Raw genomic sequence first — 14,312 nt, 5'->3', positions numbered from 1 at the left:
ACAGCATCAATATCCTGCTCAGAGGTCAGGGTGCGATGCCTGCTTTTGCCCAGCTGTCCGACGAAGAACTGGCTGGGGTAATCACCTATATCAAAAACAGTTGGGGTAACAACTATGGCGGCGTGACCCCCGAGCAGATTAGGGCGGCTCGCTAAGGCCTATTGGGGAGGGATATATGTATCGGAATGACACAGTGGTTCCCTATTTTGCACTGGTGTTTTCGGTGGCGTTGTTCCTCATGACCTACCTCAACACCCAGATCCTGGTAGGGCCAGAAGAAAAGAAGCTCACGGTGGGCAGCATCGGCCTGATGGCTTTTGCTATGGTGCTGTTCATGTACGGCTTCATCGGACTCCTGAGCAACTGGCTCGAGGGCTCGGAGCTACGCCCAGGCATCCACCAGCCCGAACCCAGCAGCCTGCCCATGGTGGCCGGGGTGGTGCTGGCCATTCTGCTGGTGGTGCTGTCGGGCTTCTTCGTGCGGGCCTTGATCTTTGCCAACAACCCCGAGACGGGCTTCTACAACGACACCACCCTGCAGGCTGGGGTCTTTGCTAGCATGATGCTGCTGCTCGCCCTGATGATCGCCATCTACAAAAAATTCTTCATGATGGAAGAAGTGCTGGCCGAGGACGAAAAAGGCGACTTCCCCTGGTAACCTTGGGGGGGGTCTGAGTTGGCGCGGCTACGGTAGCGAAGTTTACACAAGACCCAGACCCTCTGGGCGAAAATATCCATAACTGGAATTTGGAGGATCGAGAATGGCTGATCATGAAGCCAAAGCCCATCACCACGACCACCCCGAAGACCCGCAAGCCCATGCGACCCGCCGGGCTGTGTTGCAAGCAGCAATCGGGGTCGGTGCAGGCGCGGCAGTGCTTTCAACTTTGTGGGTGGGCGCCGGCCTGGTGCCTCGAGTGGAGAAGGTGCCCAGCAAAGAGCCAGTCGCAGTAGGCGATACACTGGTTTTTGCCATGGGCGCGAAGGCCGACCAGGAGATTACCCTCGACGACCTCAGGGCGGCCCAGGGCGCCGCGTTGCCTTTTATCATCGCTTTTCCGAAGAGTCCTGAAAACGTGATCAAAAAAGACCTTCGCAACAACACCCTGATGGTCATCCTGGCCGACCCCGCCCGGATGAGCCCGGAGACCCGGCAGCACGCTTCGCCCGAGGGGGTGCTGGCCTACTCCGCCATCTGCAAGCACCTTGGCTGCACCGTCAGCCAGTGGATAAACAACAACTGGGTGTGTCCCTGCCACGGGGGCGTGTATGACATACACAACCAGGCCAGGGTTCTGGCTGGCCCAGTACCCGCGCCCGTTCCCCAGCTACCCGTCCGGGTGGAGGGTGGCAGGGTGGTAGTGGCCGGTGAGTTTTTAGGCGAGCCAGGCGCGGACGTGTAGGGGGAAATATGTATCAGTGGCTAGATGATCGCTTGAGCATTGGAAGGCTTTACGCCAAGGCCTTCCGCAAGGCTTTCCCGGTACACCACTCGTTCTTTTTAGGCGAGATTACCCTGTTTTCTTTTATTACCCTGGTACTTACCGGAATCTTCCTGACCCTCAACTACGAGCCTTCGATCCGGCCCGTCGCTGGGCCCCTTTCGGACGGCAAGGAAGTACCTGCGGCCTACTACTCGATTCTGTACATTGACTCGCTGCCGTTTGGGGCGGTGTTGCGCTCTTTGCACCACTGGGCGGCCCATATCATGATTGCCGCCGCTTTCTTGCACATGCTGCGGATACACCTGACTGGAGCCTACAAAAATCCGCGCGAACTGAACTGGATGATTGGGGTCTTCTTACTGGTCTTCTCAATTCTCGCCGCCTTCACCGGCTATGCGCTGCCCTACGACAACTACGCCTTCACCGCCACCAAAATCGGCTACGAAATTGGTGCGGCGGCTCCCTGGGTGGGCAGGCTTATGTCGGACATCCTCTTTGCGGGTGAGCTCAGCCTCACCAATACCCAGACCATCCCCCGCCTCTACTCCATCCACGTTCTGTGGCTGCCGCTGGCCCTGATGGGCTTGATTGGTGCCCACCTGGCCATCATGATCAAGCAGAAGCACACCCAGCCCAGGTACGCCGAGAAGGTGGCTCCGGGCAAGATCGTAGGAGTGCCCCTCTTCCCCCAGCAAGCGGTCATGATGGGGGTCTTGTTCCTGATTTATCTGGCCGTCGCAACCTTCATCGCGGGAGCCTTTATAGCTCACCCTGTCCAGGCCTTTGGCCCACCCACAGTAGCCACCCCGGCGGTCAAGCCCGACTGGTACTTTATGTGGATTTTCGGGATCTTGCAGATGATCCCGGCCACCTGGCGCTTCGAATTCCTGGGCGCCACCTTCGGCCCGCAGTTCTGGGGCGGCATCCTGGTGCCCACCCTGATCATTCTGGGAGCACTGGCGATTCCCTTCCTGGACTATGCCAAAGACAAGCGGCGCTACCTCGAGCTGCCCAGCCAGCACCCTTTCCGCACCAGCTTCGTAATCGGGATGTTGATGTTCTACCTCATGACCACCCTGGCCGGCTACAAGGTGGATCTGCAGCTCACCATCGGCACGCTCTGGATGTTGGTTCTGGCAGTTCCTTTTTTGACCGGTCTGGCCGCCTATATCATTCTGAAAGCGGTCTACGGTAAGGAGTGGAACCAGGAGGCCGAAGGAAAGCAGATCGGCAAAGGCTCTGCCGCCGATGATTGATTGCCTTCATCCATTACATGAGCGCCCTGTTTAGGGCGCTTTTTTTGGTGGGAACCCGGCATTTTTCCGAGAACCGCCCTATGATGAAGGCATAGTCGAAGGAGGTGCGGCATGGGTGTGCGGTTGGATCTGGTGGGTCTGGTGGTGCGGGACATGCGGGCTTCGCTGGCGTTCTATCGGCGTCTGGGCTTCAGCATTCCCCGCGAAGCCGACCTCGAGGGCCACGTGGAGGTGACCTTGCCCGGCGGGCTGCGCTTTGCCTGGGACACCCTGGAAGTGATCCATAGCTTCGACCCCCAGTTCGAGCTGCACCCACGCCCTGCCGGAGCCTTTTTGTGCGGCAGCCCTGGCGAGGTGGATCGGGTATATGCCGAGCTGGTGGGCGCGGGCTATCGCGGGCACAAACCGCCCTGGGATGCTTTTTGGGGCCAGCGCTATGCCCAGGTGAAAGACCCCGACGGCAACACCGTGGATTTGTTCGCGCCGCTATAGAAGCCAAAATCACTTCGGGACAGGCTGGTTGCGGCTACCCTGAAGCGTGCACCACCAGAGCATTACCCTGTGTCGCGTGGGCCTGCAGGCGGCCCGACAAGCCGCGGACGGGCTTGAAACCCGAGCCCTCGGAAACCAGGTAGTGGTATACCCTAAAACGGAACCGTCACTGGAAAGCCTCACCCAGCTGGAAGAGCGCTTGGCTGGGCTAACCGCCGGACTCTCGCAGAGGCTGGCTTGCGTAGCCTTAGGAGCGGTAAACCTCGAGGATGCGGCTCTGCTGCTCTGGGTTTACCATCAGGGAAGGCTGGTTTTCCAGTACGACTCCAACCCCATGTACCTGAGTTGCCCGGTGTGTTCGTACAGCAGCGATACCGTCTCGGCAGAAGTGGGCGATGTGGAACAGCTCAGCGATGTACTGGGCGTTCCCCACCAGCGCAAAGCGCTCAAGTCGTGGCTGACCCGCAAGAAGGGGCTGGGCTTCCTCAGCGAGCGCGAGCGACTGGAGAAGATTTTCAGACTGCTGGGTCTATCCCCCCCAACAACCCCATTTTGATGCATACACATGGCTATGGCCCGGGGGCTTTGTGCATGACCCCTCGCTGCCGGTGGGCGCTTTTCGGGGCCGCCCATCCCATACCTGCTCCCGCCCCGTAAGCCCGCGCAGGCTCTATCCAGAACACCCGCCCATCTGCATAAGTATTCATTTGTGAAATAAGGTAGCAGGGAGTTCCGGCTTCATTTCTTCGTCGCCTGCGAATCACAAAAGATACGGTTCTGGGGCTCAATTGTGGCAAATCCTTCATCCGGATAACCGCCCGGTCGGCTAGACTGGTCTAACCCCACCCGGGGAAACCAGATCCACAAGGAGGAGTGCGACCCACCCATTGGCAGCCTTGCCATCTCAAGGTAGATACCCGGCGCCGCAAGGCGCGCAAGCAACGCGACGAACTGCCACCACACCGTATGCCACGGTACGAGCCAAGGTGTAAAGCACCCCCGCTACGCGGGTACTGGTGGAGCGACTCAGTCGGCAGGGTGATGCCCGGGCATCCAGAACAATTCTCGGGAGAAAGGTTCGAAGAAGTGTAAAAAAAAGGTGTTCCGATGAAAACGCTCGTCATAGGCGCCGGAGCCGCCGGTCTGGCGGCTGCCCAGGATCTACAAAAAGCGAACCATCCAGTCCTCGTGCTCGAGGCCCGCCACCGCGTCGGAGGACGCATCCACACCGATAGAAGCTTTGCCGCGGTACCCATCGAACTGGGTGCTGAATTTATCCATAGCAGCCAGGTTCCCACCTACCCCCTCCCCCAACAATTCGGCCTCCAGACCATCCATTTCACCCAGCAAGAGGACACGCTGGTGCGGCTGCCCTCTGGCAATTTGCGCAGTGTGGCCGAGGTAGGCTGTGTGCAGCGGGGTTTTTCCGATATTCGGGCGGTAGACTGGCCCGAGGCTGTGGGGGAGGAATCACTGGCAGCATATTTAGAGCGCAACCGGCTCACGGGTCAAAAAGTACCCTACAAGCTACAAGAATACATCTCCGACTTTGACCATCCTGGGCTCCTGAGTGCCGGAGCCGCCCTCGAGTTCCTCTACGACAAATCGGCGGAAGAGGGCGACTATCGCATCCTCGACGGCTACGATTGACTGGCGATAAAAATGGCCTCCGGGCTGGACATCCGGCTGGGCGCGGTGGTGGAGACCCTCGAGTGGGGTTTGTCCGGCGTCAGGGCCACCACCACCGATGGGCGGGTCTTTCTGGCCGACCAGGCCGTGATCACCCTGCCGCTGGGGATTCTGAAGACCCAAAGAGTCAAATTTGTTCCCGATCTGCCCCTGGATAAGCGAAACGCGATTGAGCAACTGGGCGTGGCCGATGCAGTAAAGCTTTTTTACCAGTTCGACCAGCCCATCTTCCCCGAAGGCATTGTGGAGCTGTATGTGCCCGGCTCCAACCCCGACGAGTGGTGGAGCAGCACCAGGGGGCACGGGGTCGAGGGAGAAATTCTGACCTCGCTGGCCACCGGTGACAAAGCCCGCGAACTGCTGGCCTTGCCCGGGGAGCAAGCCCTGCGAACGGCCCTGGAAACCCTGCGCCAGGCCCTGGGCCGCCCCGAGCTAACACCCCGCAAGGCTCGACTCGCTCACTGGCGGGACGACCCCGAAGCCCAGGGGGCCTACAGCAAGGCCTGCGTAGGGGCCTCCACAGCCCGCAGCGTGCTGGCCAGACCCGTCAACCATCGCTTGTTCTTTGCGGGCGAACACACTGCGTCCAATGCCTGGGCCGCCACCGTACACGGGGCCTATGCCAGCGGGCGCAGGGCCGCGCGGGAGATCATTGCACTCCGACACCAGCCCCCCCTTCACCGCCCACGGCATGATTACCAGGGGGGGCGGGAGGTGGCGCAAAGCCCGTAGTGCAGATACGACCCATTGCATCAGGTATATCCAGCGCAGGGTCGGCACTTCCCTCCGGCTTCCCTTAGCTGGCCAGGCCGCCTGGAGCGGTTCCCCGGTAAACTTGCTGGATATGCCCGGTAGGGAGGTCTTTAAGGTGATTCACAGCATGGCCACAAAAACCAGCAGACCCACCACCTCCCCCAGCTCAACCAGCATTCCGTACACATCGCCAGAAATTCCGCCTCCCAGCCGGTTGGCGGCCCAGTAAGCCAGCAGCAGCATCGCCGCAACCACCGCCAGGGCGACCCAGGGGAAGAAGAAGATGGCAGGGAGTGCCAGAAGAAACGCCGGGGCCACTCGACCCTCGCGGCTCCTGGCCCCCAGCCCTTCTGGGCGGGCCGCTGGGAACCGGTTCATGGGGAGCAACAGGCCAAAGCGCACGATGGCGGGCAGGCACAAAAGCAGCCAGGGCGAGGGGTTTGAAGCCAGCAACTGCCACTTCAGGAGCAAGACCGCAAACCCCACCCCAAAAGCGAAGCTGCCCAGGTGTAGGTCGCCCAGAATGCGCAGGCGCTCGGCGACAGGCTTCATCGAGAGCAGCGCGTCGGCAGAGTCGAGCAGGCCATCCAGGTGCAGCAGGCCGGTGCAGGCCAGCCAGACCGCCAGCAAGATCGCACCTTGTAGACCGTCGGGCAGTGCCGCCGTTAGCCAGGCCATCAGGGCCAGCACCGCCCCAATCAGGTAGCCCGCCACCGGATAAAAAGCCGAGGCGGCCTTCATCTCGCCATCCCTGACTTCTCCCAGCCTGGGAACCGGAAAAATAGTCAGGAAACCGACCGCCAGCCAGAGAGGGCGCACAGCTAAGGTTTTACCAGAACAACCCCGAAACGGGCCTCGAATTCCTCGCGGGTCTGGATGGGGCGGCCCTCGAGCCTCAGGCACGCGGTCTGGGCCTGAACCTCTCGGGGGTAAGGGCAGTGGCGGCACCTCGAGCCACAGCAGTAACCGCGCTTGCGAAGATAGGCCTCGGTGAAAACGTAGAGGCCGTGCTCGAGGTAGTAGTCCAGGTTTTCTTTGAGTTCCATTCTGGGCACCCTGTTCCCTCACCATGTTATGGCATGTATGGCTCGTTGGGCTGGCCCGAACCGCAATCTATGCAAGATATCCACCTGGTCGTGGGCGAGAATTCTACGGTTTCAGCGTTGGCGATACCCCAGCCTGGGAGAAGGTAGCCATCCCGGCCATCACCCTGGCCGCTGCCCGCAGGATAGGGAAGCTCAAGACCGCCCCGGTTCCCTCCCCCAGACGCAGATCGAGTTCCAGGATGGGCCGCAACCCCAGCGCCCCCAGTTGCCGGGTGTGCCCCGGCTCTACCGAGCGGTGCCCGGCAAACAGATAATCGCGTACAGCAGGCTGAATCTGACAGGCCAGCAAAGCCCCTGCGGTCACCGGAAAACCGTCGGTGACGAGGGGCAGACCGGCCTCGGCTCCGGCCAGGAATACCCCTGCAATGGCCGCGATTTCCAGTCCACCCAGCTCCGCCAGAACCTCCACCGGATCGGCTATGCGCAAATCGCCCAATCGGGCCTGAGCACGGGCCAGCGCGGTGCGGACGACCTCGAGCTTTTTCTGATACTGCTGGTCGTCCACCCCCGTACCGCGCCCAGTGACATCCCGCGCCTCCAGGCCCAGCAAAGCTGCGGTGAGCGCCGCCGCCGCCGTGGTATTGCCAATGCCCATATCTCCAGCCGCCAGCAGGGTCGCGCCCTCCTGGATAGCACGCCGGGCCGCATCTATCCCTGCCTGGATGGCCTCTTCGGCTTCGGCACGGGTCATGGCGGGTTGCTGTGCGATGTTGCCCGTCCCCCAACGTACCTTGCGCGTATGCAGGAACCAAGGGCCGGCCTTCCCTCCGGTGTCGGCCACCGCATCCCGGTTCACGCCGACATCCAGCACCCAAACATCGGCATCCGAAACCCCGGCCATCTGATTAATCGCCGCTCCGCCCAGCACAAAATTAAGCAGCATCTGCGCGGTCACTTCGGATGGATAGGCCGAGACGTCCTCGGCAGTTACGCCGTGGTCGGCAGCGCACACCACCACTGCACCCTTGCCCAGGCTGGGCTGCAGGGTCTGCCCAATCGCGGCCAGGCGGACTCCGATTTCTTCCAAAAACCCCAGCGAGCCCGGCGGCTTGGTCAGGGTGTTCTGGTACGCGCTGGCTTTGGATAACCATTCCTGGCTGACGGGTGGGATGCGGAAGGTCATAGGAAAAATGGGGTTGGGGCTTGAGGCTTAAAAGACTTGGTGTTTCAGAGCTACTTTATCTTCACCGGAATCCCCGAGACCAGCAGATAGACCCCATCGGCCTCCTGGGCGGTGCGCTGGTTGGCTGCGCCCAGCAGATCGCGGTAGCGCCGCGCCAGGGGGTTGTCGGGAACAATCCCCAGACCCACCTCGTTGGTCACGACCAGCAGGGTTTTGCCGGTTTCGGCATAAACCGCCAACAACTTCTCGAGTTCGGGCAACACCTCCCGACCGGCATGCATCAGATTGGAGACCCACAAGGTCAGGCAGTCCAGCAGCACCACCCGGCCTTTGGCCCGCGTCAGTGCGGTGGGAACCTCGAGGGGTTCTTCCAGGGTCTCCCAGGCGGTGGGGCGTCCGGCCCGGTGTTTTTCGATGCGCTGGCGCATCTCTTCGTCCAGCGCCTGGGCCGTAGCGATCAGGCTGACCTGTTCACCCCCCATGGTGCAGGACATCTCCTGTGCGAAGGCACTTTTTCCCGCCCTCGCACCCCCCGTCACCAGCACCAGACGGGTCTTCACCACTCCCCCCTTTGCACAAACTGTAGCCTTTTGTGCCGCCAGTCCAGCCCGATCACCGAGCAGGGGGGCAGGAACCCGTCCTGGTCGAACTCCCGCAGCACCAGGCGCAACACCCCACCGTGACTGAATATCAGGTGGCGGCCCGGCGGCAAGGCATCCAGCACCCCAAACACGCGCTGCCGCAAGGTAGCTGTAGACTCGCCCCCGGGCGCTTGAAACCCCTCGAAACCCTGCAAGGCGCTTTTGTGATGCTCGGCAATCTCATCCCACCTCAAACCCTCGAGCTCGCCAAAATTCAGTTCGCGCAGTGCGGCAGATACGGTGTGAGGTTCGCCATAGGCCAGGCGGGCGGTGTGGACAGCCCGGTTCAAATCCGAGGCCACCACCCGCTCGAAGCGCTCTGCGGTCAGCCCCCCGGACAAAGCCCTGGCCTGACGCTCCCCCAGGGCTGTAAGCGGCACGTCGGTCCAGCCGGTCAGCCTGCCATCCACATTCCAGGGGGTCTGTCCGTGGCGCACCAGCCAGAGTTCGCTCATGGCTCCACCCAGGCATAGTAGGGGGTCTCGACCAACTCGGGCAGGCCATCCAGGTAGAGCCTGAGGCCGGGCAGGCGCAGACAGGAGCCTTCGTGCTCGAAGTCCAGCGGATCGCCGGGCAGGGTGTAGAGCAGGGTCTCGGCGGGGGGAACCCCGGCCCGCATTAGCCGGGAGCTCCAGTTTCGGCCTCCCGGCCGGTTGCAGCCGACCCGCTTTTCCTGAATCACGGCCACAAATCGAGCCAGGCGCGGCCCATCCTGGGTCACCAGACGGCGCACCTCGCCGAGGTCGAGCAGCAGCATCTGGGAGGTTATTTTCAGACTGGCCCGCATCTAGCCTCCCAGCAGCACCACCGGCTCGCCTTCCACTTCATGCACCCGCACCCACCCTCCATACACCGCTTGCAGCAGGCTCTGGTTCAACACTTCCCTGGGGGTGCCCAGCGCGACCCGCTTTCCCGCCGACAAAAAAGCCACCCGATCCGCCGAGCGGGCCAGGTTGGGGTCGTGCAACACCGTCAGGATGCCAATGCTCTGGCCCCGCAGGCCTGCCAGCAGACTGATCAGTTCGGCCTGATGGTGCAGGTCGAGGTGGTTGGTGGGCTCGTCCAAAAGCAAGAACCGTGGACGGGCAGCCAGTGCACGGGCCAGCATAACCCGCTGGCGCTCGCCGCCCGACAACGTGGGCAACAGCCGGTGGCGGAACTCGGTCACCTGGGTCTGCTGCATGGCCCACTCCACCGCTTCCTGGTCGGCCCTGCCGGCCCGCCCCAGCAACCCCAGATGCGGAGTGCGTCCCAGCCCCACCACTTCCTCCACCGTGAGGTCTTCGGGGTAGCCGCCGTTCTGGGGCAGGAAAGCAATCTTCTGGCCCCGCGTCCAGCTCGACAAACGCTCCAGCCGCTCCTCCCCCAGCCGCACCTGACCTGTGCTGGGTTTCAGCAACCCCGCCATCAAGCGCAGCAGCGTGCTCTTGCCCACCCCATTCGGGCCAAGCAGGGCCAGCCACTCGCCGGGATCAAGATCCAGGCTGGTCTCGCTCAGCACCGCCCGGTTGCCATAGGAGAAGGACAGGTTTTCGGCTGAGAGTCGAGCTCCGACTGCGGACGGCGACGGGCCCGGCATCCCTTCCCCTCGAGCCCCCAGCGACGCTGCTCCCCTTCTCATACCCTCCTCCCCCGCCACAACAAGTACAAAAAGAACGGCCCACCCAGGAGCGTGGTCAGGATCCCGACCGGTAGCTCCCCCGGCGCGATCAGGGTGCGGGCCAGCAGGTCGGCAAAGACCAGCAAGACCGCCCCGCCCAGGGCTGAGGCGGGCAGCAAGTAGCGGTAGTCGCCCCCGATCAGGCGCCGGAGCAGGTGGGGCGCAACCAGGCCCACAAAGCCGATGATGCCCGCCTGGGCCACGGCTGAGGCGGTGAGGAGGGTGACGGCGCCGATGATCAGGAGCTTGATCTGGCCCAGCGGGAGGCCCAGGCTACGGGCGGTCTCCTCGCCCAGATTGAGGGCATTGAGGGTGCGCCCCAGCAGCAAAAAAAGCGGCAGGGTGAAGAGCAGGTACAGCGCCAGCGACCCCACCCCGTCCCGGTTCACAAAGGCCAGGCTGCCCAGGGTATAGGCAAAAACCGCCCGTACCCGGTCGGCATCCTGCAACATCAGGTAGCTGGTCAGGCTCACCAGTACACTTCCCACCACCACCCCGGCCAGAATCAGGTCGTGGGTGCGGCTGGCCCCGCCCGAAAGCAGCAGGGTCAGGGCCACGGCCAGCACCGCCCCCAGAAAACCAAACAGGGTCGCGGAAGCGGGCACACTTGCAAAGACCGCGTGCTGGGCGAAGGTTCCCGAGAAACTGCCCAGCCAGCTCACCGCCAGGGTGATCCCCAGGGCGGCCCCTGCCGCCGATCCCATCAGATAGGGGTCGGCCAGGGGGTTGCGGAACAGACCCTGGAAGGCCGCCCCGGCCAGGCCCAGTGCCGCGCCCACCAGCATGGCTCCCAGCACCCTGGGCAGTCGCAACTCGGTCACAATGGGGTTTTCGTGCAGGCCCAGCACCGCCCCCAGAACCTCGAGCCCGCTCAGACGAACCGCACCCTGGCTCACTCCCAGCCCCAGCCCCAGAACCAGCAACAGCAGCAGTCCAGCAAAAACCAGCCCCCGGCGATACCCCGGGGCTTCCCGGCTGGGGAGTGTGGCGGCGTGGGCAGGCTTGATAGAGATCACCTCAGGCCCGGATGGAAGCAACCCACCAGCAGTAGCAAGCCCTGGGCCACCCTCGGCCCCGGACGCGAGAGCAGGTTGTCCGACTCGCCCGTAAAAGTGCAAATTCGATTGGCCTGTATGGCCCGCAGGCTGCCCCAGCCGGGCCGGTTTCGCAGCCCGGCCGCCCCTGGATGGGTGAGCACAATAATGGCCGGGTTGCGCTGCACCACCAGCTCGGGGCTGATTTGCGGGAAGGGCCCCAGTTCCCTAGGGATAATATTCTGACCCCGGGCCCTGGTAATCAGCACCCCAATAAAGGAGTCGGGCCCCGCCGTGAAGGGGGTGGGGTCAATCTCGTAGTAGACCGTGGGGCGCACCGTGGCGCTGGCCACCCTGCGTTCCACCGCATACACCTCCTGCTGGATGCGGGCTACCAGGCGCTCGGCCTGGGCTTCGGCACCCAACGCCCGTCCCAGTAGCCTTGTAGTGCGGAAGATGTCCTCGTAGCTCTCGGGCCGTATCGCAAAGGTTCGCACCCCCGTTTTCTCCAGGGCCTCGTGCAGCCTGCCGTAGACCGAGACGATCCCCAGGTCGGGCTTGAGGGCCACCATGGCCTCGAGGTTGGGGTTGAACAACCCCCCCACCCGGGGCAGTTGACGAACCTGCTGGGGATAGTCGGAGAAGTCGTCCACGCCTACCAGTCGCCCACAGGCATTCAGGGCGCAAAGGGTCTCGGTGACCGAGGGCAACAGGGTCACGATGCGCTGGGGGGCGGCCTCGAGGGTGATGTTGCGGCCCAGGTCGTCGGTGAGGGTGCGGGGGAAGTGTTGCGCCAGGCCGGTGGCCCCTAGCAGGTAGCTGATAGCCAGAGTCAAAAACCAGATCCATCTTTTCATGCCGCGTCCTTTCCCAACCCGGCTTCGCGTGAGGGACGGTTCCCTTCGGGACAGGCTGAAACCTGTGCACCACAGGGCATGAAAAAAACGCCCTCGGGAGTGAGGACGCTCTATAAATAGGTTCCCCGAGACTCCCTCTTCTTGCGAGAGGTGCCTTCTGTATCGGAGTAAGAAGGCGTTCTGGCAGGTATTCGGACTTCGGGCGGTGGTTGTCAGGGCTTGCCCCAACCACTTCAGTGCGCCATCACCGTTGCGCGACAGTACCGGACTGGCTTTCGGGGCAGGCTGCCCCAGCTTCACCGGATTTCCCCACTTTAAGCCTGAGCTACGCGCCCAGGCACCAGAACTTCGCCGGGTTGTATGAGCCCTAGCGGGCCTGAATCCACCTTACACCCAAGCCGCGCCCCCTTCAAGCCCCTTCTAAGTGCACCAGATGACGCCAGGCTACTGCCTCCACTCCCGGCCCCCACCGGGGGAGAAGTCCACCGAAGGCTCTGTAAGACCCCTTACCAGTGGGGCCAGGCTGGGGCAGCCTCAAAACCCAGCGATGCCAGGTACTCCCAGAGGGGCTCGAGGGCTCCGCCATCCACCGGCTTGATGCCGTGGGCCAGAATGCTCTGGTGCCGCTGCTGCAAAGGGCTTTGGAGGGTGGTCTCGTAGTCCCCATACAGTCGCTGGGCTTTGGTGCCGGTATTTTTCAGGCCGGCGTCTACCTCGAAAGCCAGGCCCAGCGCCTCTTTAAGCCCGAGCTTCTTGCCGGCCCGACCGGCCAGATGCTGCACTGGGTCTGGATAGGTCTCTGGGTCGCGCAGCACGATGCCGGTTCGCTCGAACACATCGGCCTCGGCGGTCAGCTCGATGGCCCGGTAGAGCCGGGCCAGGGCATCGTCGTAGCGCTTGCGGGCTTCGCGGCGGCGGGCGTTGGCCAGCAGGTCGGCCAGCAGTACAAAGGTGGGCTTTTTCTCTTGATCCAGAATCTGTCGCAGCCGCCCTTTGGCTTCCAGCAGGCCCTGCAAGACCCGCACCTTGGCCCCATGCCCCCAGGCCTCGGCAATGCCAACTGCCGGTTCCAGATCTTTTTCCAGACCCTGCCAGGCCTCCTTGTGGCGGAACAGATCCCAGTCTTCCATCCCCCGGGTTATGCCCTTGAGGTGGGTGTAGAAACGCTGTTCCGAAGGGGAGAGTGGCCGGTTCAGCAGCTCTGCAATAAAGTCGCAGGCGGCTGGAAAGTCGCCCTGGTTCCAGGCCCGCCGGAAGCCGTCCCACTCGCGCAGACCGTAGCGATAGGTGGGGTCTTCGAGCTGCCGCAACCGCTCGGCCCCAGACTCCACCCGGCCCTGCGCGTCGCGTCTCTCGCCCCCCACATAGCTAAAGGTTACGCCCTGCCCGGTCAGGGCCAGCACCAGCCCCGCCGACATGGTCTTGGTGCCCCCGGTAATATCGGCCACCATCACCCGGGCCTCCCACTCGAGGGCCTTTTGCAAAGCCTCGCGTCCCTTGCGAAACACCTCGCCCAGGCTTTCGGGGTCATCCAGCAACAGGGTATGAAAGCGAAGCCCGCCCCCATACCGCCTGACCAGCTCCCCTGCCACAGCCTGGCTGCCCTGGCTGGCTACAAATACCACTCCGCTGGGAGTGTGCTCGCTCAGGGCAAACTCCAGGGGCTCGAGGGTCTGCCCCACGCTCAGAATCAGTACCTTGTCCGGCAGTGTTTCCATATCCCAGGTATACCAGACCCAAAGCAGCCAGGTGTAGTTTCAAGACCCCTTACAGAACCGCTTGCCAACTACGGCGGTCTTCGTATAGTCATCACGAAAAAAAATCCCCACGCCACCCTTTTTGAGGGGCAGGGGGGGTAGGCCCTGAAGGCCGCACTTAGCTACTATTCTCCTCGCCAAAAACCTATTCTGACCGCCCAGCGAGCAGTCTCAACCTTCTTTAGCAGCTTTTGGTCTGCAATCGTTTGACCTGAGCCCTGCGTCATCTTTGTAGCTTCAATACCCTTGCACGGCTTTTGTCTTGCAGTCTTTTGACCCGCGACTTGCGACTTTCGACATCTTTGTACCTTCAATCCCCTTGCGGGGATTTTTGTTTGCGACACAGAGTGTCCTGGTACGCGCGCGTACAATCAGCTTAAATGTTTCAATCCCCTTGCGGGGATTTTTGTTTGCGACTCCTGGTGGACTTCCTGCAGGCCCTGCAAGGTCCCAGCAGTTTCAATCCCCTTGCGGGGATTTTTGTTTGCGACGACGGGGC

Annotated in this window: 17 protein-coding genes and 1 riboswitch; of the genes, 7 read left to right on the top strand and 10 right to left on the bottom strand. The window is 62.5% G+C overall.

Annotation, left to right across the window (positions count from 1 at the left end; all coding sequences use genetic code 11):
- Window positions 1-175 precede the first annotated feature (175 nt).
- The 7 genes from Q0288_RS16820 to Q0288_RS16790 all read left to right on the top strand — a co-directional run bounded on the left by Q0288_RS16820 (window position 176) and on the right by Q0288_RS16790 (window position 5,614).
- Window positions 176-658, top strand: a complete 483-nt coding sequence (locus tag Q0288_RS16820) for a cytochrome C (protein WP_299433112.1) — start codon at window positions 176-178, stop codon at window positions 656-658.
- 103 nt (window positions 659-761) lie between these two features.
- Complete coding sequence (locus tag Q0288_RS16815) at window positions 762-1,403, top strand: Rieske 2Fe-2S domain-containing protein (RefSeq protein ID WP_299433109.1); 642 nt, start codon at window positions 762-764, stop codon at window positions 1,401-1,403.
- 8 nt (window positions 1,404-1,411) lie between these two features.
- A complete protein-coding gene (locus Q0288_RS16810; protein WP_299433106.1) occupies window positions 1,412-2,701 on the top strand; it encodes a cytochrome bc complex cytochrome b subunit in 1,290 nt (429 codons plus the stop codon).
- Window positions 2,702-2,812: 111 nt separating this feature from the next.
- Window positions 2,813-3,193: a VOC family protein gene (locus Q0288_RS16805; RefSeq protein ID WP_299433103.1), complete on the top strand. Its 381-nt coding sequence runs from the start codon at window positions 2,813-2,815 to the stop codon at window positions 3,191-3,193.
- Window positions 3,194-3,392: 199 nt separating this feature from the next.
- A complete protein-coding gene (locus tag Q0288_RS16800) occupies window positions 3,393-3,749 on the top strand; it encodes a hypothetical protein (RefSeq protein ID WP_299433100.1) in 357 nt (118 codons plus the stop codon).
- A 551-nt stretch (window positions 3,750-4,300) separates the two neighbouring features.
- Window positions 4,301-4,843 carry an FAD-dependent oxidoreductase gene (locus tag Q0288_RS16795; protein ID WP_299433097.1) on the top strand — a complete coding sequence of 181 codons (543 nt, stop codon included), beginning with the start codon at window positions 4,301-4,303 and terminating at the stop codon, window positions 4,841-4,843.
- Between the two features lie 12 nt (window positions 4,844-4,855).
- Entirely contained in the window at window positions 4,856-5,614 is a 759-nt protein-coding gene (locus Q0288_RS16790) for an NAD(P)/FAD-dependent oxidoreductase (protein ID WP_299433094.1), read from the top strand.
- A gap of 141 nt (window positions 5,615-5,755) precedes the next feature.
- On the opposite strand, the gene Q0288_RS16785 is transcribed toward Q0288_RS16790, so the two are convergent.
- The 10 genes from Q0288_RS16785 to Q0288_RS16740 form a co-directional block, all read right to left on the bottom strand.
- Complete coding sequence (locus Q0288_RS16785; protein WP_299433091.1) at window positions 5,756-6,454, bottom strand: adenosylcobinamide-GDP ribazoletransferase; 699 nt, start codon at window positions 6,452-6,454, stop codon at window positions 5,756-5,758.
- Between the two features lie 2 nt (window positions 6,455-6,456).
- Window positions 6,457-6,681, bottom strand: a complete 225-nt coding sequence (locus tag Q0288_RS16780; RefSeq protein ID WP_299433119.1) for a DUF5522 domain-containing protein — start codon at window positions 6,679-6,681, stop codon at window positions 6,457-6,459.
- 103 nt (window positions 6,682-6,784) lie between these two features.
- Window positions 6,785-7,864 carry a nicotinate-nucleotide--dimethylbenzimidazole phosphoribosyltransferase gene (cobT, locus tag Q0288_RS16775; protein WP_299433088.1) on the bottom strand — a complete coding sequence of 360 codons (1,080 nt, stop codon included), beginning with the start codon at window positions 7,862-7,864 and terminating at the stop codon, window positions 6,785-6,787.
- A gap of 50 nt (window positions 7,865-7,914) precedes the next feature.
- Window positions 7,915-8,424 (bottom strand): bifunctional adenosylcobinamide kinase/adenosylcobinamide-phosphate guanylyltransferase, encoded by a 510-nt coding sequence (gene cobU / locus Q0288_RS16770; RefSeq protein ID WP_299433085.1) that lies wholly within the window; start codon window positions 8,422-8,424, stop codon window positions 7,915-7,917.
- Window positions 8,421-8,960: a histidine phosphatase family protein gene (locus Q0288_RS16765; RefSeq protein ID WP_299433082.1), complete on the bottom strand. Its 540-nt coding sequence runs from the start codon at window positions 8,958-8,960 to the stop codon at window positions 8,421-8,423. Before Q0288_RS16765 ends, cobU begins: the two co-directional genes overlap by 4 nt.
- On the bottom strand, window positions 8,957-9,292 hold the full coding sequence (locus Q0288_RS16760; protein ID WP_299433079.1) for a hypothetical protein: 336 nt from the start codon (window positions 9,290-9,292) through the stop codon (window positions 8,957-8,959). The genes Q0288_RS16765 and Q0288_RS16760 overlap by 4 nt, the downstream gene beginning before the upstream one ends.
- Window positions 9,293-10,084 carry an ABC transporter ATP-binding protein gene (locus Q0288_RS16755; RefSeq protein WP_299433116.1) on the bottom strand — a complete coding sequence of 264 codons (792 nt, stop codon included), beginning with the start codon at window positions 10,082-10,084 and terminating at the stop codon, window positions 9,293-9,295.
- 38 nt (window positions 10,085-10,122) lie between these two features.
- Window positions 10,123-11,178 (bottom strand): iron ABC transporter permease, encoded by a 1,056-nt coding sequence (locus Q0288_RS16750; protein WP_299433114.1) that lies wholly within the window; start codon window positions 11,176-11,178, stop codon window positions 10,123-10,125.
- Entirely contained in the window at window positions 11,178-12,056 is an 879-nt protein-coding gene (locus tag Q0288_RS16745) for an ABC transporter substrate-binding protein (protein WP_299433076.1), read from the bottom strand. The genes Q0288_RS16750 and Q0288_RS16745 overlap by 1 nt, the downstream gene beginning before the upstream one ends.
- Before the next feature lie 164 nt (window positions 12,057-12,220).
- Window positions 12,221-12,416, bottom strand: a riboswitch (cobalamin riboswitch).
- Window positions 12,417-12,562: 146 nt separating this feature from the next.
- Complete coding sequence (locus tag Q0288_RS16740) at window positions 12,563-13,774, bottom strand: TIGR02710 family CRISPR-associated CARF protein (protein ID WP_299433073.1); 1,212 nt, start codon at window positions 13,772-13,774, stop codon at window positions 12,563-12,565.
- Between the last annotated feature and the right edge of the window lie 538 nt (window positions 13,775-14,312).

Origin of the sequence: uncultured Meiothermus sp. (assembly GCF_937863175.1) — a bacterium.
Taxonomy (GTDB): domain Bacteria; phylum Deinococcota; class Deinococci; order Deinococcales; family Thermaceae; genus Meiothermus.
Note: the sequence above shows the minus strand (reverse complement) of the source record. Positions and strands in the feature narration are given on the sequence as shown.

Coding starts and splice junctions, on each gene's coding strand:
- Q0288_RS16820 (WP_299433112.1), top strand. CDS start 176: ATGTATCGGAATGACACAGTGGTTCCCTATTTTGCACTGGTGTTTTCG.
- Q0288_RS16815 (WP_299433109.1), top strand. CDS start 762: ATGGCTGATCATGAAGCCAAAGCCCATCACCACGACCACCCCGAAGAC.
- Q0288_RS16810 (WP_299433106.1), top strand. CDS start 1,412: ATGTATCAGTGGCTAGATGATCGCTTGAGCATTGGAAGGCTTTACGCC.
- Q0288_RS16805 (WP_299433103.1), top strand. CDS start 2,813: ATGGGTGTGCGGTTGGATCTGGTGGGTCTGGTGGTGCGGGACATGCGG.
- Q0288_RS16795 (WP_299433097.1), top strand. CDS start 4,301: ATGAAAACGCTCGTCATAGGCGCCGGAGCCGCCGGTCTGGCGGCTGCC.
- Q0288_RS16790 (WP_299433094.1), top strand. CDS start 4,856: ATGGCCTCCGGGCTGGACATCCGGCTGGGCGCGGTGGTGGAGACCCTC.
- Q0288_RS16780 (WP_299433119.1), bottom strand. CDS start 6,681: ATGGAACTCAAAGAAAACCTGGACTACTACCTCGAGCACGGCCTCTAC.
- cobT (WP_299433088.1), bottom strand. CDS start 7,864: ATGACCTTCCGCATCCCACCCGTCAGCCAGGAATGGTTATCCAAAGCC.
- Q0288_RS16765 (WP_299433082.1), bottom strand. CDS start 8,960: ATGAGCGAACTCTGGCTGGTGCGCCACGGACAGACCCCCTGGAATGTG.
- Q0288_RS16760 (WP_299433079.1), bottom strand. CDS start 9,292: ATGCGGGCCAGTCTGAAAATAACCTCCCAGATGCTGCTGCTCGACCTC.
- Q0288_RS16755 (WP_299433116.1), bottom strand. CDS start 10,084: ATGCCGGGCCCGTCGCCGTCCGCAGTCGGAGCTCGACTCTCAGCCGAA.
- Q0288_RS16745 (WP_299433076.1), bottom strand. CDS start 12,056: ATGAAAAGATGGATCTGGTTTTTGACTCTGGCTATCAGCTACCTGCTA.
- Q0288_RS16740 (WP_299433073.1), bottom strand. CDS start 13,774: ATGGAAACACTGCCGGACAAGGTACTGATTCTGAGCGTGGGGCAGACC.